General features: G+C 34.8%; 12 protein-coding genes. 10 read left to right on the top strand and 2 right to left on the bottom strand.

What is annotated here, in order from left to right; genetic code table 11:
- Positions 1-574 precede the first annotated feature (574 nt).
- The gene (cbiE, locus tag RINTHH_RS02795; protein WP_008232624.1) at positions 575-1786 is read right to left on the bottom strand and encodes a precorrin-6y C5,15-methyltransferase (decarboxylating) subunit CbiE; all 1212 of its coding nucleotides are present in this window, start codon (positions 1784-1786) and stop codon (positions 575-577) included.
- A gap of 727 nt (positions 1787-2513) precedes the next feature.
- Here cbiE and RINTHH_RS02800 point away from each other — a divergent pair.
- Positions 2514-3140, top strand: a complete 627-nt coding sequence (locus RINTHH_RS02800) for a precorrin-8X methylmutase (protein WP_044304440.1) — start codon at positions 2514-2516, stop codon at positions 3138-3140.
- Positions 3141-3848, top strand: a complete 708-nt coding sequence (gene cobI, locus RINTHH_RS02805) for a precorrin-2 C(20)-methyltransferase (RefSeq protein ID WP_008232628.1) — start codon at positions 3141-3143, stop codon at positions 3846-3848. It begins immediately after the preceding gene.
- Positions 3849-4065: 217 nt separating this feature from the next.
- On the opposite strand, the gene argS is transcribed toward cobI, so the two are convergent.
- Complete coding sequence (gene argS, locus RINTHH_RS02810) at positions 4066-5820, bottom strand: arginine--tRNA ligase (protein ID WP_044304441.1); 1755 nt, start codon at positions 5818-5820, stop codon at positions 4066-4068.
- A gap of 199 nt (positions 5821-6019) precedes the next feature.
- Between argS and RINTHH_RS02815 the strand changes: the two genes are divergently transcribed.
- From RINTHH_RS02815 to nblR, 8 genes are all read left to right on the top strand, one after another.
- Positions 6020-7033 carry a glutathione S-transferase family protein gene (locus tag RINTHH_RS02815; protein WP_044304443.1) on the top strand — a complete coding sequence of 338 codons (1014 nt, stop codon included), beginning with the start codon at positions 6020-6022 and terminating at the stop codon, positions 7031-7033.
- A 144-nt stretch (positions 7034-7177) separates the two neighbouring features.
- Positions 7178-10054, top strand: coding sequence for an excinuclease ABC subunit UvrA (gene uvrA, locus RINTHH_RS02820; RefSeq protein ID WP_008232631.1), 2877 nt, complete (start codon positions 7178-7180; stop codon positions 10052-10054).
- A gap of 1576 nt (positions 10055-11630) precedes the next feature.
- Positions 11631-13487, top strand: a complete 1857-nt coding sequence (locus RINTHH_RS02825) for an FHA domain-containing serine/threonine-protein kinase (RefSeq protein ID WP_008232636.1) — start codon at positions 11631-11633, stop codon at positions 13485-13487.
- Between the two features lie 1573 nt (positions 13488-15060).
- Positions 15061-15258, top strand: a complete 198-nt coding sequence (locus RINTHH_RS02830) for a hypothetical protein (protein ID WP_008232638.1) — start codon at positions 15061-15063, stop codon at positions 15256-15258.
- Positions 15259-16869: 1611 nt separating this feature from the next.
- Positions 16870-16968 carry a cytochrome b6-f complex subunit PetM gene (petM, locus tag RINTHH_RS02835; RefSeq protein WP_044304445.1) on the top strand — a complete coding sequence of 33 codons (99 nt, stop codon included), beginning with the start codon at positions 16870-16872 and terminating at the stop codon, positions 16966-16968.
- Positions 16969-17129: 161 nt separating this feature from the next.
- Entirely contained in the window at positions 17130-18116 is a 987-nt protein-coding gene (locus RINTHH_RS02840) for an SDR family oxidoreductase (protein ID WP_008232642.1), read from the top strand.
- 215 nt (positions 18117-18331) lie between these two features.
- Positions 18332-19249, top strand: a complete 918-nt coding sequence (locus RINTHH_RS02845) for an NAD(+) kinase (RefSeq protein ID WP_044304446.1) — start codon at positions 18332-18334, stop codon at positions 19247-19249.
- Between the two features lie 162 nt (positions 19250-19411).
- On the top strand, positions 19412-20098 hold the full coding sequence (gene nblR / locus RINTHH_RS02850) for a response regulator transcription factor NblR (protein ID WP_008232647.1): 687 nt from the start codon (positions 19412-19414) through the stop codon (positions 20096-20098).
- The last annotated feature ends 150 nt before the right edge of the window (positions 20099-20248 follow it).

Genomic DNA, 20248 nt, shown 5'->3' on the forward strand with positions numbered 1-20248 from the left:
CATAGTAAGATAAACTTACAAATAATGTTAGATATACTATTGGAATATTAAGCTTGTTAATAATGACTTTTTCGCTACTTGTAATTTAGTGCTATACATAAGAGATCCTTGATTCAGATAAGTCTGTATAGTTGCTATGAGTACATTGACAGTAAATTTCGTCTACATGTTAAAATCTGCCTGTATATTAAAAATACATATGATTGAGTTTCTGTATTTTGACTACTAAATCTAAATATACGCTAAATTATTATTATATAATACATCTTCCTCGGGCTGAGCAAACACTTCTGTCACTGAAAGTTTATACATAGAAATCCAAGGGTGATACCAGCTTCTCCACAGCTTTATCAGGCTATAAACGAGTATAATAATCTAATTTGAGTTAAGAATTCGGCACCCAATTCCAAAACACTATGTAGTTTTGGAGTTATTTGGAAAATAGAATAGTATTGGAAATATCCTACCTATCAAACTGGAAAGACTCTACCCAATATCCCAACTATTAAAGCTGAGGGCTTAATAGTTGGGATATTATAGATACCAGAATCATCTGCACTTTTGTATAGATTCATTAATTCGGCTTAACTACTACCCATTGGGTTATAGGGGCTATGGCTTTCCATCCCCAAAAATTACCTATGGGTTCTGCCTTTTGAACAGCTATTCTAGTTAAATTACCGCCCAATTGTTTATACCAATCAAATATTTTCATTTCCCCTTCTACTGTTACTACATTGGTGACTAGCTTCCCACCAGGAGGTAAGGCTTGCCAACAAGTTTCTAGTAACCCCTTATTGGTTATACCACCACCAATAAATATCACATTTGGAGTCAGTAAATTTTGTAGTGCTAGGGGTGCTTTGCCAAATATAATTCTTAATTGGGGAGTTCCTAAAGAAGAAGCATTGTCTGCTATATATTTTAATCTAGATGCATCTTGTTCAATTGCAATGGTTCGACAATGATCGTGGGTTCGCATCCACTCAATACCAACAGAGCCACATCCCGCACCCACATCCCATAATAATTGTCCGGGTAATGGTGCTAATGCAGCCAAGGTAATAGATCGAATTTCTTTTTTAGTGATTTGTCCATCATGGTGGTAAGCGTTATCAGGTAGACTAGACACTCGGGACAAAGCTGTAATTCCTTTGTCAGCAACACATTCCACTGCAATGGTGTTTAAATCTGCAATTTCCGTGTGATTCCAGGAATTCGCCATACTTGTAATTATTCTTTCTTGGTTCCCACCCATGCGTTCAAGAATGATTAACTTACTTTTACCATACCCTGATGATTGCAGAATCGCGGCAACTTGAGAGGGGGTATTTTTATCAGCACTGAGGATAAGTAATTTTGCATGATTGTAAACATAAGCAGATAATAATTCTACTGGACGACCACACAAACTAAGGGTTTCGACTTCCTGGAATGACCAACCCACTCTGGCACAAGCCAAACTAAGAGTACCAAGTGTAGGTATAATAGTCATCTCCTCCAAAGGGATTTTCCGTCTCAGAGTAACTCCAACACCATAAAACATGGGATCACCACTGGCTAACACACAAACTGACTGTCCCCGCATGCTCATAATAGTTGCTATGGTTTCTCCAATTGGAGAAGCCCAAACAAGTTTTGGACGAACATCAGTTTTTGGAAGCATCTCCAAGTGACGTTCTCCACCTACTAATACTTTTGCTTGGTTCACCAAAGCAATAGCAATAGGAGTTAAACTAGAGAACCCATCCTCACCAATTCCGACTACCGAAAGCCATTTGCCCATCAAGATACCTATTTTTCAACTCTTTATCTCCTGTGCATATGCACACTTAAACCCATATTAGTGGTTAGTTGAATGGACCTCAATCTTATCCTATTTTAAATTTACTAAAACCTACTCAACTATCAAATGAAGGGATAAAAATCAAATAATGGGATCTCTTTGCTAATAGATATAGTAAAGCCTCTTACCTAGGGATAAAAACTAAAACAAACCGTTTCTCAAACCCTATATAAATCATTCCATTTTAGGGAAATACTTGGAACCTACAAAATATTTCTAATTACTATGTTTGCTTTCCAATTTGATAAAAGAATTCTTACTAATCAATTAGGCTGATGTAGTTTTTTTTATATTTACTTGATAATCTTTTTCAAAAGATTATCAAGTAAATATACCATTATTTGAGCTATCGTAGAAAAACCAAAATAGTACAACACAATCCTTTACAGACAAGGATGATTTTCCCCATTTTTTGTCAGTGAGTTTGCTACATAGAAAAACTTCAACGATAGAGACCATTTCTTCTCTTGAGCATGTGTTTCAAAATGCCAAGAAAATTGTCAAGTATCATTTTTATCAATAAATCTAATTTCTGGAAGTTTTGATAATTTTCTAAAAGCCATATGTTACTTGTTTAATGTCTTTAGTTACGAATAACTGCCAGTCTGGTATAATTCCAACGAGGATTACACTAAACGTAAAATACGGTTACAATTCCCAAGCCAGAATGAATTATATTCATGACAGTAGTGACATATACAGGCGCTCTTTTGAAATTATTAAATCGGAGATGAATTTAGATCATTTACGACCGGATCTAGTGGTGTTGGTCATGCGTCTAATTCATGCTTGCGGTATGACAGATATTGTTGCTGATATTTCTGCTCATGAAAACTTGGTTGCAGTGGGTAGGGAAGTACTAGCAGCAGGGAAACCCATTTTATGTGACACTCAAATGGTTGCAGCAGGAATATCAAGAACAAAATTACATGCCAAGAATCCGATTATCTGCACCCTCAATGAACCAGAAGTAAAAGATATTGCTAAACAAATAGGTAATACTCGCACAGCAGCAGCTCTAAGCTTATGGATACCCTACATAGAAGGAGCTGTGGTTGCTATTGGTAATGCCCCTACAGCACTGTTTCGTCTACTAGAAATGCTGGATCAAGGAATGCCGAAACCATCTATAATCCTTGGTTTCCCTGTGGGTTTTGTGGGTGCAGCCAACTCTAAAGCTGCTCTTGCAGCCAGCACCCACAATATTCCATTTATTACATTACATGGTCGTCGGGGAGGAAGCGCAATTACAGTAGCAGCTATCAACGCACTTGCAAAGGGAGAAGACATATAAATGTCATATAGAACAGGTCATCTATATGGTTTAGGCATTGGTCCTGGAGATCCGGAACTACTTACCCTTAAGGCGCTGCGTATACTAAAATCTGTTCCGGTTATCGCCTACCCGATTTCAGCAGAAAAACGATCCCTAGCTTATTCAATTGTAGAACAATACTTAAGGGGCAATCAAATTGAAGTACCCATACTATTACCTTTTAAGTTGACAGAATCTTCTCAACCTTATTATGACAAAGCCGCAAATAAACTTGTGGCTTACTTATCTCAAGGCAAAAGTGTGGCCATTCTGTGTGAGGGAAATCCATTTTTTTTCGGGACTTTCATCTATTTATATATTAGGCTGGCAGATAAATTTCCCACAACTGTAGTGCCGGGAGTTTCTTCTATAATGGCGAGTGCATCAGCATTGGGTATACCTTTGTCTTGTAGCAATGACATATTTTTGGTGTTATCAGCAATTCTACCACCGGAAGTTCTGGCATCCAGATTAGCATTAGCAGATGCAGCAGTGATTATCAAAATAGGTAGACACTTTTGTAAGGTATGTAATGTATTGCAGCAATTGAGATTAATGGAAAAGGCAAAATTCATTGAATATGCCACAATGTCCAGTCAAAAGATAATACCCATAAAAGAAGTAAACCCTGATAATGTTCCCTACTTCTCAATGATTTTAATACCTAGCCATACTGTTTTTAGTTGAATGATAATAATATAGTTATATTTGCTAAGGATTGATTTCGAGCCATATGATTATTCATAGTTTGGAAGCATGTTGTCGTTGTTTGAGGAGATATTTAAAATATTTAACCGTTGAGCAAAATTATTATCCAACTAGATGTCACTATATGTTATAGCATTTCATTTAGTATCATCTAATATGTTTATCAGTATTTTCAACTTCTTGTTTAGATTTTATTCTACATCCTTTCCAAAACAGGAATACCTAGCAAAGACAATCCTAACTTTAACACCCGTGCAGTAACATCACACAACGCCAACCGAGAATTGCGTATGGTTGCTTCTGATTTCAATACTGGACAATTCTCATAGAATTTATTGAATTTATCGCTTAGTTGATACAAATAATCACATAAACGATGGGGTAATAATTCTGTTTCCACTACATTAATAACCTCACCTAGCTGTAATAAATGCTTTGCCAGAGCTAATTCTAAGTCCTCCTTCAATATGATTTTAGTATCTCCCAACTGAGTGAAATTAATCTTGCCAGAACGGGCAATTCCTCGGATTCGTACATATGCATAAAGCATATAAGGAGCAGTATTTCCCTTTAGGGAAAGCATATTGTCAAAACTAAACTTATAACTGCTAGTTCGGTTTTGGCTTAAATCTGCATACTTCACTGCACTTATACCTACTACTAGGGAGACATTAATTACAAATTCCGCACTTTCTTCCCTCTGTTCTTCTTTTAGTCTGGCATCCAAGTCTTCCCGAGCATGATTTACAGCCTCATCAATTAAATCCCGCAACCTCACTGTATCACCAGAACGGGTTTTAAGCTTTTTGCCGTCTTTTCCTAATACCAAACCAAAGGGAACATGAACTAACTCTACATCATCAGGAACCCATCCTGCTCTACGTGCTACCTGAAATACCCCGGCAAAATGATTTGCCTGTCCTGAGTCTGTAACATAAATAATACGTTTAGCTTTATCTAATTGAATGCGGTAACGCACAGCAGCTAGATCAGTAGTTGCATAGTTATAACCACCATCAGATTTCTGAATAATTAATGGCAAAGGTTCCCCCTGCCGATTAGTAAAACCTTCTAAAAAGACAACATTTGCTCCTTGGTTTAATTCTAATAACTGAGACGCTTCCAAATCTAATACTACCGCTGGCAGAAATGAATTATAGAAGGATTCTCCTCTTTCTTGAAGTTGAATATCTAGTAAATTATAAATAACTTTAAACTCCTGACGAGACTGCTCGCAAAGTAATTTCCAAGCATGATTTGTATTTTTTTCTCCTGCTTGTAACTTTAATACTTCATGGCGTGCTGATTTCTGGAAGTCTTCGTCAGTATCAAAACGCTGTTTGGCTTTTTTATAAAAAGATACTAAATCGCCTATATCTAATGCATTTTCAGTAGTGAGGGCTTCTGGATATTTTTCCCTTAAATAGGTAATTAACATACCAAATTGTGTACCCCAATCACCTACATGGTTTAGCCTTAAGACATTATGACCACGAAATTCTAAAACCCTAGCAATACAATCGCCAATTATAGTTGAACGCAAATGTCCGACATGCATTTCCTTAGCTATATTGGGACTAGAAAAATCTACTATTTCCAATTGAGGTTTATTTGTTAGGGGAACCCCCAAACGAGAATCAGCTTGCATAATATTAATTTGCTGTTCTACATATGCTGTTTTCAAGCGCAAATTAATAAAACCAGAACCAGCTATTTCTGGTGATTCACAGATATCAGATACATTTAGGCTTTCTATAATAGCAGTAGCAATCGCCCTTGGTTGTTGCCCAATTTTTTTTGCCAGTGATAAGGAAATATTGGACTGATAATCGCCAAATTTTGGGTTACTAGCAGCAACCAAAATTGGATCAATGCCATCATAGTCTTGACCAAAAGCCGCAGCTAAAGCCTGTTGAAATTTATCCTGTAATATTGATTGTGTGGGGTTCATATATAAAATTAGCAACTGCTAGATAGAGAGAGAAATCATTATGTCTGTTGTTCCAGTCATAATCTGTAAAATTAACCTTACTACAGGATTGGAAATGATATAAAGTAACTGCAATATGACTTCATCAGCTCGTACTTTCTAGAAATTAGGACAAGACAAATTAGGTATTTAAGGCAGCAAATATAAAACCTCAAATTGCATGGCAGAAAATAAAAATCAAAACAATAGTAAATCTATTCCCTCCGGCTTCATCATCCGTATTGTCAAACTTATCTGGACAACCATATGGCAAATTATGATGTCTAACCTTGCACCCCGAAGCGAATCGGGAAAATACATTCGTCCCACAACACAGTTTCATAATTTTATTGGTACAGAGCCAGACAATCCATATACACCAGCACCTGGGCGTTACGATCTTTACGTTGGATTTGCATGTCCTTGGGCACACCGGACTTTAGTTGTAAGGTCACTTAAGGGTTTACAAGATGTAATCTCTATTATTATTTGTTCTCCCCTAGGGGATAAAGGAATATGGGTAATGAATCAAGAATCAGAAGGTTGTCGGACCCTCCCAGAACTTTATAGTTTATCAAAACCTGGATATAGAGGGCGTTGCACGGTCCCAGTTTTGTGGGATAGGCAAACCCATACGATTGTTAATAATGAAAGTGCAGAAATAATTGTTATTTTAAATTCCCAATTCAATAAATTTGCTGCCAATCCCAAATTAGATTTGTACCCGGAAGAACTCAGATATGAAATAAATATATGGAATAAGACAATATACAGTGCAGTGAATAATGGGGTATATAATTGTGGTTTTGCTCAAACTCAGTCGTCTTACGATAAAGCTTGTCAGGATTTATTTGCAGTATTAGATAAAATTGATGCAGTTTTAGAGAATAATCAATATCTCTGCGGAGAAAAATTAACTTTGGCAGATGTGCGTTTGTTTACTACCTTGTTTCGTTTTGATATGGTTTATTATGGCTTATTCAAATGTAACCGTCGCCGTATTCAAGATTACAAAAATTTGAGTGTTTACCTGCGGGATTTATACCAATTACCTGGAGTAGCCAATACCTGTGATTTAGAAAGTATCAAGCGGGACTATTACGGCAATTTATTTCCACTCAACCCTGGTGGAATTATTCCCTCTGGACCAGATATTAAGTATTATTGGAAATCTCATGAATGGGGTATGGAGTGAATAGACAATATTGTGTGTTCACGCAAATTGGAAAATTGCCCACATGAAAGTAATTCTCTAATTAGATCAATGCAGCTATTCTAGATAAAACAGGAATGCTGTACCATTAAGAATTATTTCCTGCTCCCATTTAGCTTTGTCAATATGTCAGAACCCAAGCTAGTCTCACCCTTCAGTAAAGACATATCTCACTTCCACGACAATCAAAATAAGATTTGTATTCGGGGAGCGAGGCAGCATAATCTTAAGAATATTGATTTAGAATTACCTCGTGATAACTTGATTGTATTTACTGGAGTGTCTGGTTCCGGTAAGTCTTCTCTTGCATTTGACACGATTTTTGCAGAAGGGCAACGGCGCTATGTAGAATCATTGAGTGCCTATGCAAGACAGTTTTTAGGACAAATGGATAAACCAGATGTAGAGGCCATTGAGGGTTTAAGTCCTGCAATTTCTATTGATCAGAAGTCCACTTCCCATAACCCCCGTTCCACAGTAGGTACAGTAACGGAAGTTTATGACTATTTGCGTTTATTATTTGGACGTGCAGGGGAACCACATTGTCCCATATGTGATCACCCTATTACACCTCAAACTATTGATCAAATGTGTGATCGTATTTTGGACTTACCGGATAATACCCGGTTTCAAATTCTTGCACCAGTAGTAAGAGGAAAGAAGGGAACTCATAAAAAATTATTGTCTAGTTTATCTTCTCAAGGTTTTGTCAGAGTACGTATTGATGGAGAAATACGGGAATTATCTGATTCCATTAAACTGGATAAAAATGTTAAACACTCTATTGAAGTAGTAATTGACCGGTTGGTTAAAAAAGATGGGATTCAGGAGCGGTTGGTAGATTCTCTTACCACCTGTTTAAAGCAATCAGGTGGTATTGCTTTGATTGATTTTGTCACTGGTAATAAGGATAAAGAGGCACACCCAGAGTTGGTATTTTCGGAGAATTTTGCCTGTCCTGAACATGGGGCAGTAATGGAAGAATTATCACCACGATTATTTTCTTTCAATTCTCCCTATGGTGCCTGCCAAAATTGTCATGGTATTGGTTTGTTACGTAGATTTTCTCCGGAATTAGTCATACCAGATCCAGACTTACCTGTATATGCTTCAATTGCTCCTTGGTCAGAAAAAGAAAACACCTACTACTTAGAGTTATTTTATGCCTTGGGTCAAACTTATAAATTTGAGTTACAGACGCAGTGGAAGCATTTAACTCCTGAGCAGAAACAAGTTATTTTATATGGCGAAAATGATACTCCAAAAGAGGGAAAACAATTATTCAAAGGGGTATTACCAATACTACAAAAGCAATACGATTCTGGTTCGGAGTTGATTAGGCAAAAACTGGAACAATATCTAATCGATCAACCTTGCCCAGCATGTCATGGCAAACGTTTAAAACCAGAAGCTTTAGCAGTAAGGGTAGGAAAACATAGAATTTCAGATTTGACAGGGGTACCCATTCGGGATTGTCAAAAAATGATTAATAATTTGGAACTTAGTCCCCGGCAAATGCAGATTGCCGATTTGATATTAAGAGAAATTGGTGCCCGTTTGCAATTTCTCCTAGATGTTGGTTTAGACTACCTGACTTTAGGCCGTCCAGCAATGACCCTTTCTGGGGGAGAAGCCCAGCGCATTCGTTTAGCTACCCAAATTGGTTCTGGTTTAACAGGGGTATTGTATGTGTTAGATGAGCCCAGCATCGGTTTGCATCAACGAGATAATGGAAAATTATTGCAAACTCTCACTAGGTTGAAAAACTTAGGTAATACCTTAATTGTGGTAGAGCATGATGAAGAAACTATCCGTGCTGCTGATTATATAGTAGATATTGGCCCACGTGCAGGAGTATATGGGGGAAATGTTGTGGCTGCAGGAAATATACAGACATTACTAAGAGCAGAAAATTCCCTGACAGGTGCTTATCTTTCTGGACGTAGGATGATAACTACTCCTACTCATAGGAGAGAAGGAAATGGCATTAATTTAATTATTGAAAATGCTCATCGTAACAACCTAAAAAATATTAATGTCAGTATTCCCTTAGGTAAATTTGTTACCGTTACTGGAGTATCTGGCTCAGGTAAGTCTACATTAATTAATGAGCTACTCTACCCAGCTTTACAACACCACTTACTGAAAAGAATTCCCTCACCTAAAGAAGTTGATCGCATTCAAGGATTAGGCGCAGTGGACAAAGCAATCGTAATAGATCAATCTCCTATTGGTAGAACTCCACGTTCTAATCCTGCAACTTACACAGGAGTATTTGAGGCGATAAGGGAAGTTTTTGCCCAAACCATAGAAGCAAAAGCGCGAGGTTATAAGCAAGGGCAGTTTTCCTTTAATGTTAAAGGTGGACGTTGTGAAGCCTGTAGTGGTCAGGGGGTGAATATAATTGAGATGAATTTCCTGCCCAATATTTATATTCAGTGCGAGGTCTGTAAGGGTGCTAGATATAACCGGGAAACTTTACAAGTTAAATATAAGGGTAAATCTATTGCTGATGTACTACATATGACAGTGGAAGAGGCTTTAGAATTTTGCAAAAATATCCCTAAAGCGGTGAAAAAACTACAAACTCTAGTTGATGTCGGTTTAGGTTATGTTGAGTTAGGACAACCAGCAACCCTTCTATCCGGTGGTGAGGCACAGCGGGTAAAACTAGCCACGGAATTATCCCGTCGTGCGACAGGAAAGACCCTATATTTAATTGATGAACCTACCACCGGATTATCATTTTACGATACACATAAACTATTAGATATTTTGCAGAAACTAGTTGATAAGGGTAACTCTATTTTGGTAATTGAACACAATTTAGATGTTATTCGTTGTGCTGACTGGATAATTGATTTGGGGCCTGAAGGTGGAGACAGAGGAGGTAAAGTAGTAGCTGTGGGTACACCAGAAGAGGTGGCTGCACATCCTCAATCTTATACAGGTAAGTACTTAAAACAAATATTACAGCAATATTCAGCAGGTAAAAGAGGTTAGATATTTTTCTAATCTGCCCACACAAAATAGGGAATAGTATCTCAGTGAATGAAATAATAAAAGAACTTTATTTCCTCTTGTCAATTAGTAAGTAAATAGCCCATTACAAAATTTGTAAAAATTACGAGTAACTTACTTAGTGTAAAGCCACTACAAATAATTAGGCAAGATACCAAATATTAACTTTTAGGCTTTAGGGATTAGAGAAGAAAAACCTGTAAAGTAATTAGACCATAAAAGCATATGAAAGCTTCCTATGTAGTCGATTACAGCAGAGAAATAGTACATTCTAGCCTCTTAAACTTATGTCTTATCATCTGTGTATACTAGAATTATCATATTAGCTATGATTTTTTTTACTCTTAGCTCAAAGAACTTGCGTATAATTGCACTTCAACCCTGAATAGATTCCAGTTTTGTGTGATGTGATTAACATCATTTTTAAACTAATTGAAATTTGTACTAGTAAAAATTCACAAGTATTACTTTTTCCTTTTAATTAACTGGATTGATTTATATGCAGGATGACTGAGTCTAATAAGTTAAATCGACATTAGCATTATTATTTACTAATGCTAATGTTTCCAGGCTAATTCACACACCACCTATTTTTTATAATGGCGATTATTGCTTGGAAGATAAATTTTCATAGTTTATATATTCACCCCACTAAGGCTTTAAGTATTACTCCCGGTAGTGTTTTCGTTAACAATCTACATTTTTCTTCCCACAGTCTGAGTAAGTAATAAGTAAACTGACAGTCCACAATTTCTGTTGTCACCGCAAACGTACTACATACTATGTTTTAATTTTTATCAATTCGTAAGTCAATTCATTTTGCCTACAAGACTTATGTATTTTCGGTATTAATATATTTCAAATTTATCTATTTTGATACAGCTCATCTAGTTTTTTCGGGTACATTTATTATTGTAACAGCCACTATTTTAGTGTTTTACCTTATTCTATTTCTTATTAGTTCTTACCCTTACTATGTTTATTGTATCTCCTAATAATTACCCTGATAATATCTTACCTATACATATATTCACTTTCATTAAGTTTATCTATTTCTTCCATGGCATTTTAAATACTTAACCTTTTAATTTATAGATAGTCTCCTTTTACCCAATAATCACCTGTGCTGGTCAATTTATCATTAACTGTTTGAATTTCCCACTGTCGAGCTTTAGATTCAACTGTTACTCCATACATATTAATGTTAATCTCCAATAGAGGTCTTCACTCTTGTCAATATCCGAACATGTAAGTTTTAATATTTAATCTAAATGTCAGTTAAAAGTACATGTATTTTAATAAAAAATATGCCAAACTGGCAACATTGAATGATTCTATTTGTTATTTATGTATTACCGGGGAAATTTTCTGTATGTATATATTTCAACTAATGGACTTCTGGTAATATCAGAAGCAGATGTATTGTTAGGATTATTTGGTAGCCCCATTTTTGCAAGATAATAATCAAATTTCAAAGAATTTTTATAAAAATCAGGGGTTAATTGGGGTATACAGGGAAGCGTAAAAGTAATTTAATTTTTTATATCACCATCAACATATGATCGGTCAGTTACTAGCAGGACACTACAAAGTCCTTAAAGTTTTGGGTGAGGGAGGTTTTGGACAAACCTACATTGTAGAAGATATTCATCTTCCTGGTAAGCCTAAGTGTGTACTAAAACATCTCAAACCTACTAGTACCGACCTGCAGGTTTTAGAAGCAGCAAGAAATTTATTCTGTAAAGAGGCAGAAACCTTACAAAAGTTGGGTAGTCATGATCAAATCCCTAGGTTGTTGGCTTATTTCGAAGAAAATCACGAATTTTATTTGGTACAAGAGTTTATTCATGGTCATTCTCTAAGTAAAGAATTACCCCCAGGGAAAAAATGGACTGAAACCCAAGTTGTCCAGATGTTAATTGAAGTATTAAAAGTTTTGCAATTTGTTCATTCCCAAGGAGTAATTCATCGAGATATCAAACCGGATAATTTAATTAGAAATACCTTAGATCATAGATTGACGTTGATTGATTTTGGCTCAATCAAACAAATACATAGTCAGACCACAATGTTAACTAGGGGGGCTAGTCAAAAAATTATACTTCCCTCTTCCAAAAATCATAACGTAACAATAACAGTTGGAACTCCTGGTTATATGCCATCTGAACATATCTGCAGGTTTCCCCGTCCTAGTAGTGATATTTATGCTGTGGGAATGATGGCGATTCAGTCCTTAACAGGTGTTCAACCTCATAAGCTCCAGGATGATCCACACACAGGGGAAATTTTATGGCAACATTTAGTTTTTATCAGTTCGGAGTTTGCCGATATTCTTACCAAGATGACGCGCTACCATTTTAAAGATCGCTATCAAACTACCGCGGAAGTACTAGAAGCACTAGAAAAACTAGTACAAACTTCTAAAATGGGCCTACCAATTCTTCAATCAACCTTAGAAACAAATTCCCTGCACGAGTTAACTTTAGAGTGGGAACAGGATGAGGAAATCAAAATACGAAAGATATTAGAACACCAACATAGTAAGAACCCCGGGAGAATTCGTATTGGTAGAGACCCAGAACAATGTGATATAGTGCTCTTAGATGCAACCATATCTGGATTGCATGTTGAGATTTTCTTTCATCCTCAAAAACAAAGATTTTACTTACGAAATCTCCGGCAGCAAAATCCCCCTATAGTGGATGGGCAATTGCTCTTAGCAGGGGAAATGCCCCTGACACGCGGTAGTTATCTGAGGTTAGGGCAACAAGTATTTACTATTACTAATATTACTTGTAAGGATTACCCTGCTGGATATACACCTATGGAGTACATGAGTAGCCATGAGACTAAATTCCAGGAACCAATACTAAAGACAATGAGGTGGCAGCAACCAGCAAGACAGTCAAAGCAAATAACACCGGCATCTGCGCTTCAGAAAGAAACTATGCCTAAACTTCAGGAAGAAACTATACCTAAACTTCAGGAAGAAACTATACCTAAATCAGTTCCATTTATACCAACTACCATTACTCCTACATTCTCACTGAATAGCAGGTTATGCTTAACTATTGGAGTTGGAATAGTTGGCTTTTTCACTACAATCACAGGCTTACTTTTATTTAAACCTGAAAATCGAGTTGCAGCTAATCTAGAACAAAATAATTATATTTCCCAAACATCCTTATACTGTCGTGAAGTAGCACCTACACGTGGCCGGGATTCTGCTGAATTACATGTTCAACCCCAAAGAAACTCTCATGCTTTTCAACACTTAAATAAGGGAGAAGTTGTTGTCTTTATAAAAATAGAAGGCGATTTTGTTAAGGTTAGATTGAATAATGGAACTCAAGGCTGGGTTGTATGGAATCAAATCAAACCTTGTAGTATTTCCAGTAGATTTGGTAGGGAATAGGAAGTTACAGAAATTCGTTTATCACAATGGGACATACTAAATTATTGAGCCAGTAATTAACCAATCGCTAAATAGTATAAGCAATATACCAATTGAATAGGAAAATCAATGATTTATTAGCAACAAGTAAATTTTATTTTATAAAATTTACTTGTTGCTAATAGATGATCTTAACTAAATACCATTAAATGAGGAATATGATTTTGTATTTTTTTGTAACTAAATGATTTAAAACAAAATCAAATTATTTAAATAATTAAAGTAAATTTGCATCAAAGATACTGAGATAAAATAAAGAATAAATAACACTATTTTATTAGGATATAAATCAAGACTTAAATTGAATTGCTATAAGCTCATTGACTTATAAAGCTTATTTCAAAGTTTCATTAAATAAATCAATTTACTACAGTAGTAAATATTAAGATAATTATCAATATCTCGATCTAATTGTGAAAAATTATACTGAACCAAGCAAGAGAATTTACTTTATAAAAATACTTCTCAGTCAATAAAATTTATTATATTAATAGTAAGGTTTGATTTTTACTCTTAGGTGACTCACAAATTTTAAAATTTCTGTGATCTTGGATAATTCTATTGTAATGTTTTCGAATTCCAGAAAAACTTAGATATGTTTATATCCTGTTTCACTCTATATGAAATGAGTTTATATCCTATCTCATGAAAACTTATTATTTAGGTCTTATACACTAATTAAAAGACATATTGGGATAGAAAAACTTGCTTTTTAGTACAAACTAAAAGATAGTGAATACCAGGGTTTTAATAAAAGTATTTCAAAATATTTATTGGCTAAATTAGAGAATTGATACGCAGATATCTATTTTTTTTAAAGCAGCTCAGTCTTTTCCATTGATACCTAATTGTTGATTAATTTTCTATTCTCTGTAATTCCCTAAGATTTTAAATTACTTGGCTATGGCAAAAGTATGATTAATAATATTGATAGAGATAATAAAAGCAATATTTGCTAATATATTTTTTATAATTGGCTTTAATTTATAGAATTATAATAACCATGTTATGTAACATACAATAGTAATCATATATTACATAAGTAATTTATACTCAAATAGTTATTGAGTATAAATTTATTAATGAATTTATCTAATTTACTAATTATAATTGTCTGATTTATAGACTGTTATTATAACTCTAAAACTAAAATATTAATACTCAAAGTTATGTTGTAATTTCTATTGTTAGCATCAAATGAACAAGAAACTTTATGGTAGTAGTAAAAATGTAAATTGCTAGCTATTTTTTACTATTTTTAGTAGATACATATCGTATATTTTTTTGCTAGTTGAGCTAATATGAAATTTTGAATTAATTAATTCTATTTTTTGTAGAGCATAAAAATTGGAGATAAAACTTAAGCTATAAAATATAATCAACTGTATTTTGGACAACTTTATAAGAGTGATATCAGACATACTTTAATTATTGACAGTGGCAAAGTTTCTAGCTATACTCCGACGCAGGTTATTTGAATAATATAAGACTAATATAGTGATATGTTTAGCAAACATAGGGGATAATTTATAGTATGGTGAACCAATCTAAATTAAATCGTGGATTAACTCAGGGATTTAGGATATTCTTGGGAATTGCGATTGCAGTTTATATTTTACGAGGTATATCAATCTTGACTTTTATTCCTGGTGGAGTGATTAGTTTATTATTTTTTATGGCAGGTTTTTTCGGTTTTCTTCGCTATATCCAAAGAAGATGGTGGCGGTTGTAATATTCAAGGAATATACAGGAATATAAAGACAAAAGTAAATAGATAATCTTTTTGAAAATATGGAATGTTCAGGATTATTAATAAATATTTTCTTGGATCTTTTCTCCGCTTTGAGTCGTTTAGTGTTAAAAAGCAAATATTCAAGATTAGAGTAAAACTATTTAATAAATTCTTTTGGAAGATGAACACTACATGCTTTTAGTAAGCCTATATTAGTTCTTGTAGGTTATTGAATTAATTAAAAAATATTTATCTATTAGTTTATAGCAATACAGAATTTTACTTGTAAAGCAAAATTGAATATTTTAGTCAACACATTGTCATTCATGTCATCATTGGCTACTGTATTGACCTCAACTGATAGGGATATTTATAATAATTGTAGATGTAGTGATATTAATTAATTTGGAGAAATATTCTTTGCAATACAAATATTTTGGTTAATATCTTAAATTATTTTTACTCGTAATATATTGATTTAATAATGTTTAATAGTTAAGCTTTAATCAGCATTGCTTTCTTATTATCTACTTTCTCTAATCTCAGCTTAGTCCAATTAAAAATAAATAATTATAAACTATTAACAGTTTATGTTGACATTTAAAATTTCATTCTGCTAGGATTAAAAATTAACTCGCATCATCGTTGTAAACTCTATCTTTTTAAGATAATTTGTCAATTTGTATTTAGGTTAACCATATAATATTGTCTGATAAATAACATTTGAAGCTAAAGTAATAAGTTTAACGTTCTCAAGTACTACTAAAATAATATGGGTTTCTTTAATTTCTAGCTTGTGAGCTGTGAAAATCACTGAAAAGCTTGTAGCATATTGCAAACTTCTAGTTTGTGTTTTACTTGCATATTCAGAAAATACTATCGATGGGGTAAATACACCTGGATTTTGATAGATCTAAGTGTAACTGCAAGGTGAAATGTACCAGTCAAGTTTACCTTATTGAAGGATAGTTACAGACTTTGAACAAAAATAAAAGAGTTTATTTTCTGATACTGTTTCATGAGCTATATATATTTTTATATACTAGTTAATAGTATATAAATCACCCGTTGGTGATAGAAAACTTCTATAGAGAATATTTAATTTAAAATCAAAAATTGTTTTAATATAAGCTTATCACTTATAGACATTTACCCTCAAGTAAGACAACCTTAACGTTATAAGGTTCAAATTATTCTAACTTTGATTGCATAGTGTCTTAGTATCCTGAATTTGTTACAAGTCTTTTCAATTTCCATATTCCCCAAATAATTAGTTGGCACCGGCAAGATCTAAATATAGGAGAAATGCAGAGAAATTATAACTAAGGGGTAAGATTAGAAATACTTTTAACCACTTACTATTAATTTTCAGCTTATAATCAACCACTGTAATATATTCATGCAAATTTAGTTTTAGTAAGATGAGCTGCCAAACCAATTGAAAATAATTTACACTACTTTCATGCCTTTATATTGATTTTTCAACAATGAAGCGCACTAATGACTTGAATGAATCTCGGTTCCTAGTAATTTCTTAAACATTACTAGGAGTAAGGATAATTCTAAACCTAACAAAGTTGGTAACACCATTCATAAAGGAAAATTACACCCATGGGCAGTGAAATTTTTAATGTGGGAATATTAGCCTTCAGTTTGATCTTTGCTGGTTGGACTGTGGGTACATTATTACTCAAAATTCAAGGCAAATAAGGCAAATAGAGAAACCAATAAATAGCCCATTCCTACTGAGTGGGCTTTTAATTTAGTTAAAATACAAGAACATGACTGGCTTATTTATGAACTGAGTGTTTACAGGTACTATTATAATAGTAAGATTTTTCATAAAAGTTTACTAGTTGTTACATAATCCCATGACAATATTAATCGTCGGTGCTACTGGCACCTTGGGAAGACAAGTAGCTCGTCATGCTATTGATGAGGGATATAAAGTACGCTGTTTAGTTAGAAATTCAAAAAAAGCAGCTTTTCTGAAAGAATGGGGAGCTGAACTGGTATGGGGAGATTTATGTCGAAAAGAAACACTGCCTTTTGCTTTGGAAGGTGTAACTGCCGTCGTGGATTCTTCCACAGCCCGTCCAACAGATTCTTTAAGTGTTAAACAGGTTGACTGGGAGGGTAAAGTTGCCCTGATAAATGCAGCTAAGGCTGCTCATGTAGACCATTTTATTTTTTTGTCCATATTAAATGCTGATAAATATCCAGAAGTACCTTTAATGGAGATAAAGCACTGTACAGAGCTTTTTTTAGCCGAGTCAAGCTTAAATTACACTATCCTACGTTTAGCTGGCTTCATGCAGGGTTTGATTAGCCAATATGGAATTCCAATTTTAGAAGAACAGCCAGTATGGGTAACTGGGGAATCTTCCCCCATCGCTTATATGAATACTCAAGACATTGCAAAGTTGGTTATTAGGGCTTTATCAGTGGAGGAAACCAAGAATAAAATATTCCCTATAGTGGGGACTTATGCTTGGAGTGCAGAAGAAATAATTGGTGTTTGCAAAAAATTATCAGGAAAAGAGGTAAAAATTACCAGAATGCCTATTGGCCTACTTCGGGCTGTACGCAATAGTTTACGCTTTTTCCAATGGAGTTGGAATGTAGCAGATAGGTTGGCATTTGCGGAGGTGATTGCTAATGGAAAGCCCCTTGATGCCTCCATGGAGGATGTGTATAAAGTATTTGGTTTAGATGCAAAAGAAACCACAACCTTGGAAGGCTATTTGCAAGATTATTTTAACCGAATTATGAAAAAGCTGAAGGAATTAGATTACAACAAAGCCAAAACAGGAATAAGAAAACCGAAAAAGTCTCCCTTTAAGAATGTCAATAATTAATAATTCGGTATTTTAACTTTAAGTTAATCTCCTTTTTCCCCCTTGGCGCAAATCCTATAAACAAGTATGAAAAATATTTGTTAATACTATCAACTCTCAACTATTTCCAAATGATTACTACAAAAATCACTAAATTTAAATTTGGACTAGATTGTCTGAAATTTATCAGGATAAAATAATGTGGAGCATTGCCTAGATAATTTGGATATTTGAGTGTGCCAAAAGCAGGCATTATTTACAACAACGCAAAACCAGTAGCGAGTCGCATCGCTATGGAACTTCAAGGGAAATTCCATACTGTTGGTTGGGATGTATTTCTCTCAACTGGTATAAATGGTATTCTGGGCTGTTCCAGTCCGGAAACTCCTGTATGCTATACTCCAATCCAAGGTTTAGCACCACCCGGTTTTGATACTGACATGCAATTCGCTGTTGTATTAGGGGGAGATGGAACTGTTTTGGCTGCATCCCGTCAAGTTGCCCCTTGTGGCATCCCCATTTTGACTGTAAATACTGGTCATATGGGGTTTTTAACTGAATTGTATGTGAGTCAGTTGCCCCATGCAATTGAACATTTACTGACTGGGGATTATGAAGTTGAAGAAAGAACAATGGTAAATGTACAAGTCCTTCGAGAAAATGAAGTTCTTTGGGAGGCTCTTTGCTTAAATGAAATGGTTTTGCACCGGGAACCATTAGCTTCCATGTGTCATTTTGAAATAGCTGTGGGCAATCATGCTCCAATTGATATTGCTGCGGATGGTGTAATTATTTGTACACCTACTGGATCAACCGCTTATTCTTTAAGTGCAGGGGGACCGGTGTTATTGCCTGGTGTACCTGCATTGCAGTTAATACCTATTTGCCCCCATTCCCTGGCTTCTAGGACATTAGTATTCCCCAATGAGGAACCTGTGAATATTGTTCCTGTAAATACATCGAGGTTAGTAATGACAGTTGATGGTAGTGGAGGTTGCTATGTAATACCTAAAGATAGGGTATATTTAGAGCGGTCGCAATATATAACCCGTTTTATCCGTCTCCAGTCACCAGAGTTTTTCCATATTTTACGAGAAAAGTTAGGTTGGGGTGTACCACACATAGCTAAACCAACATCTATGGAATCACCTTAGTTTTAGGTGACTATTAGAAGTATTTTCTCTGTATTCTACTTCAATTATAAATCTAATACCGGATATCATAGGTTTCATATCCGGGTTTTGTATGTGTGGGAACCTTGCTAGCCTAGCATTTAGGCTCAGCCAACATTTTGTCATCAACAGTCAAAAATTGATATGACCCTTGCTCAGATTCCCTATGTTCTAGTGATTGAAAGTGATGAAAACTTGGCACACAAATTAGCTTATGACTTGAAAAAAGTTGGTTATAATCCAGTAGAAGCTCATAGTGCCATAATTGGCCTGCAATATAGCCAAGAGTATGAACCAGCTTTAATCATTGTTGATCGTTTGCTTACAGGAGGTTCAGGAATCTCTCTATGTAAGAAGATCCGTCATCATGGTAATACATCTCCTATACTAATTTTAATGTCAAGGGATGAGGTAGAAGACAGAGTAGCTTGTTTAGAAGCTGGAGCTGATGATTATTGTCTTAAACCATATTGTTCTGAAGATTTTTTGCAATTAGTGAAATTATATTTACAACCTAGTACTAATACTTCTGAACAATTGTGCTTTGGGAATTTGTTACTAAATACTAGTACCCGACGCGCTAGTGTCAACAAGCGGACTATAGATTTGACGATGAAGGAGTTTGAGTTACTTAAGTATTTTATGGAACATCCCCATGAAGTTTTGACAAGAGGGCAAATCCTAGAACATGTTTGGGGTTACGATTTTATGGGGGAATCTAATGTTATTGAAGTTTATATTCGCTATTTACGCCTAAAAATAGAAAATGGGGGAGGAAGACGTTTAATTCAAACTGTACGTCGTGTAGGATATGTTTTGAGGGATTCTTAGTGTGTTTATGATTATAATCACCTAATTAATCAAAACTTATGGTAAAAAAACGGGGATATTATCTTGCCTTGTGTTGTTTTTAGTTATCACTACTCAGAATACTACAATAACAGGTTTTCTATTTAGCAGGGACAAAAAACATATTGGTAG

It is taken from the genome of Richelia intracellularis HH01 (genome assembly GCF_000350105.1).
GTDB classification, from domain to species: Bacteria; Cyanobacteriota; Cyanobacteriia; order Cyanobacteriales; family Nostocaceae; genus Richelia; species Richelia intracellularis.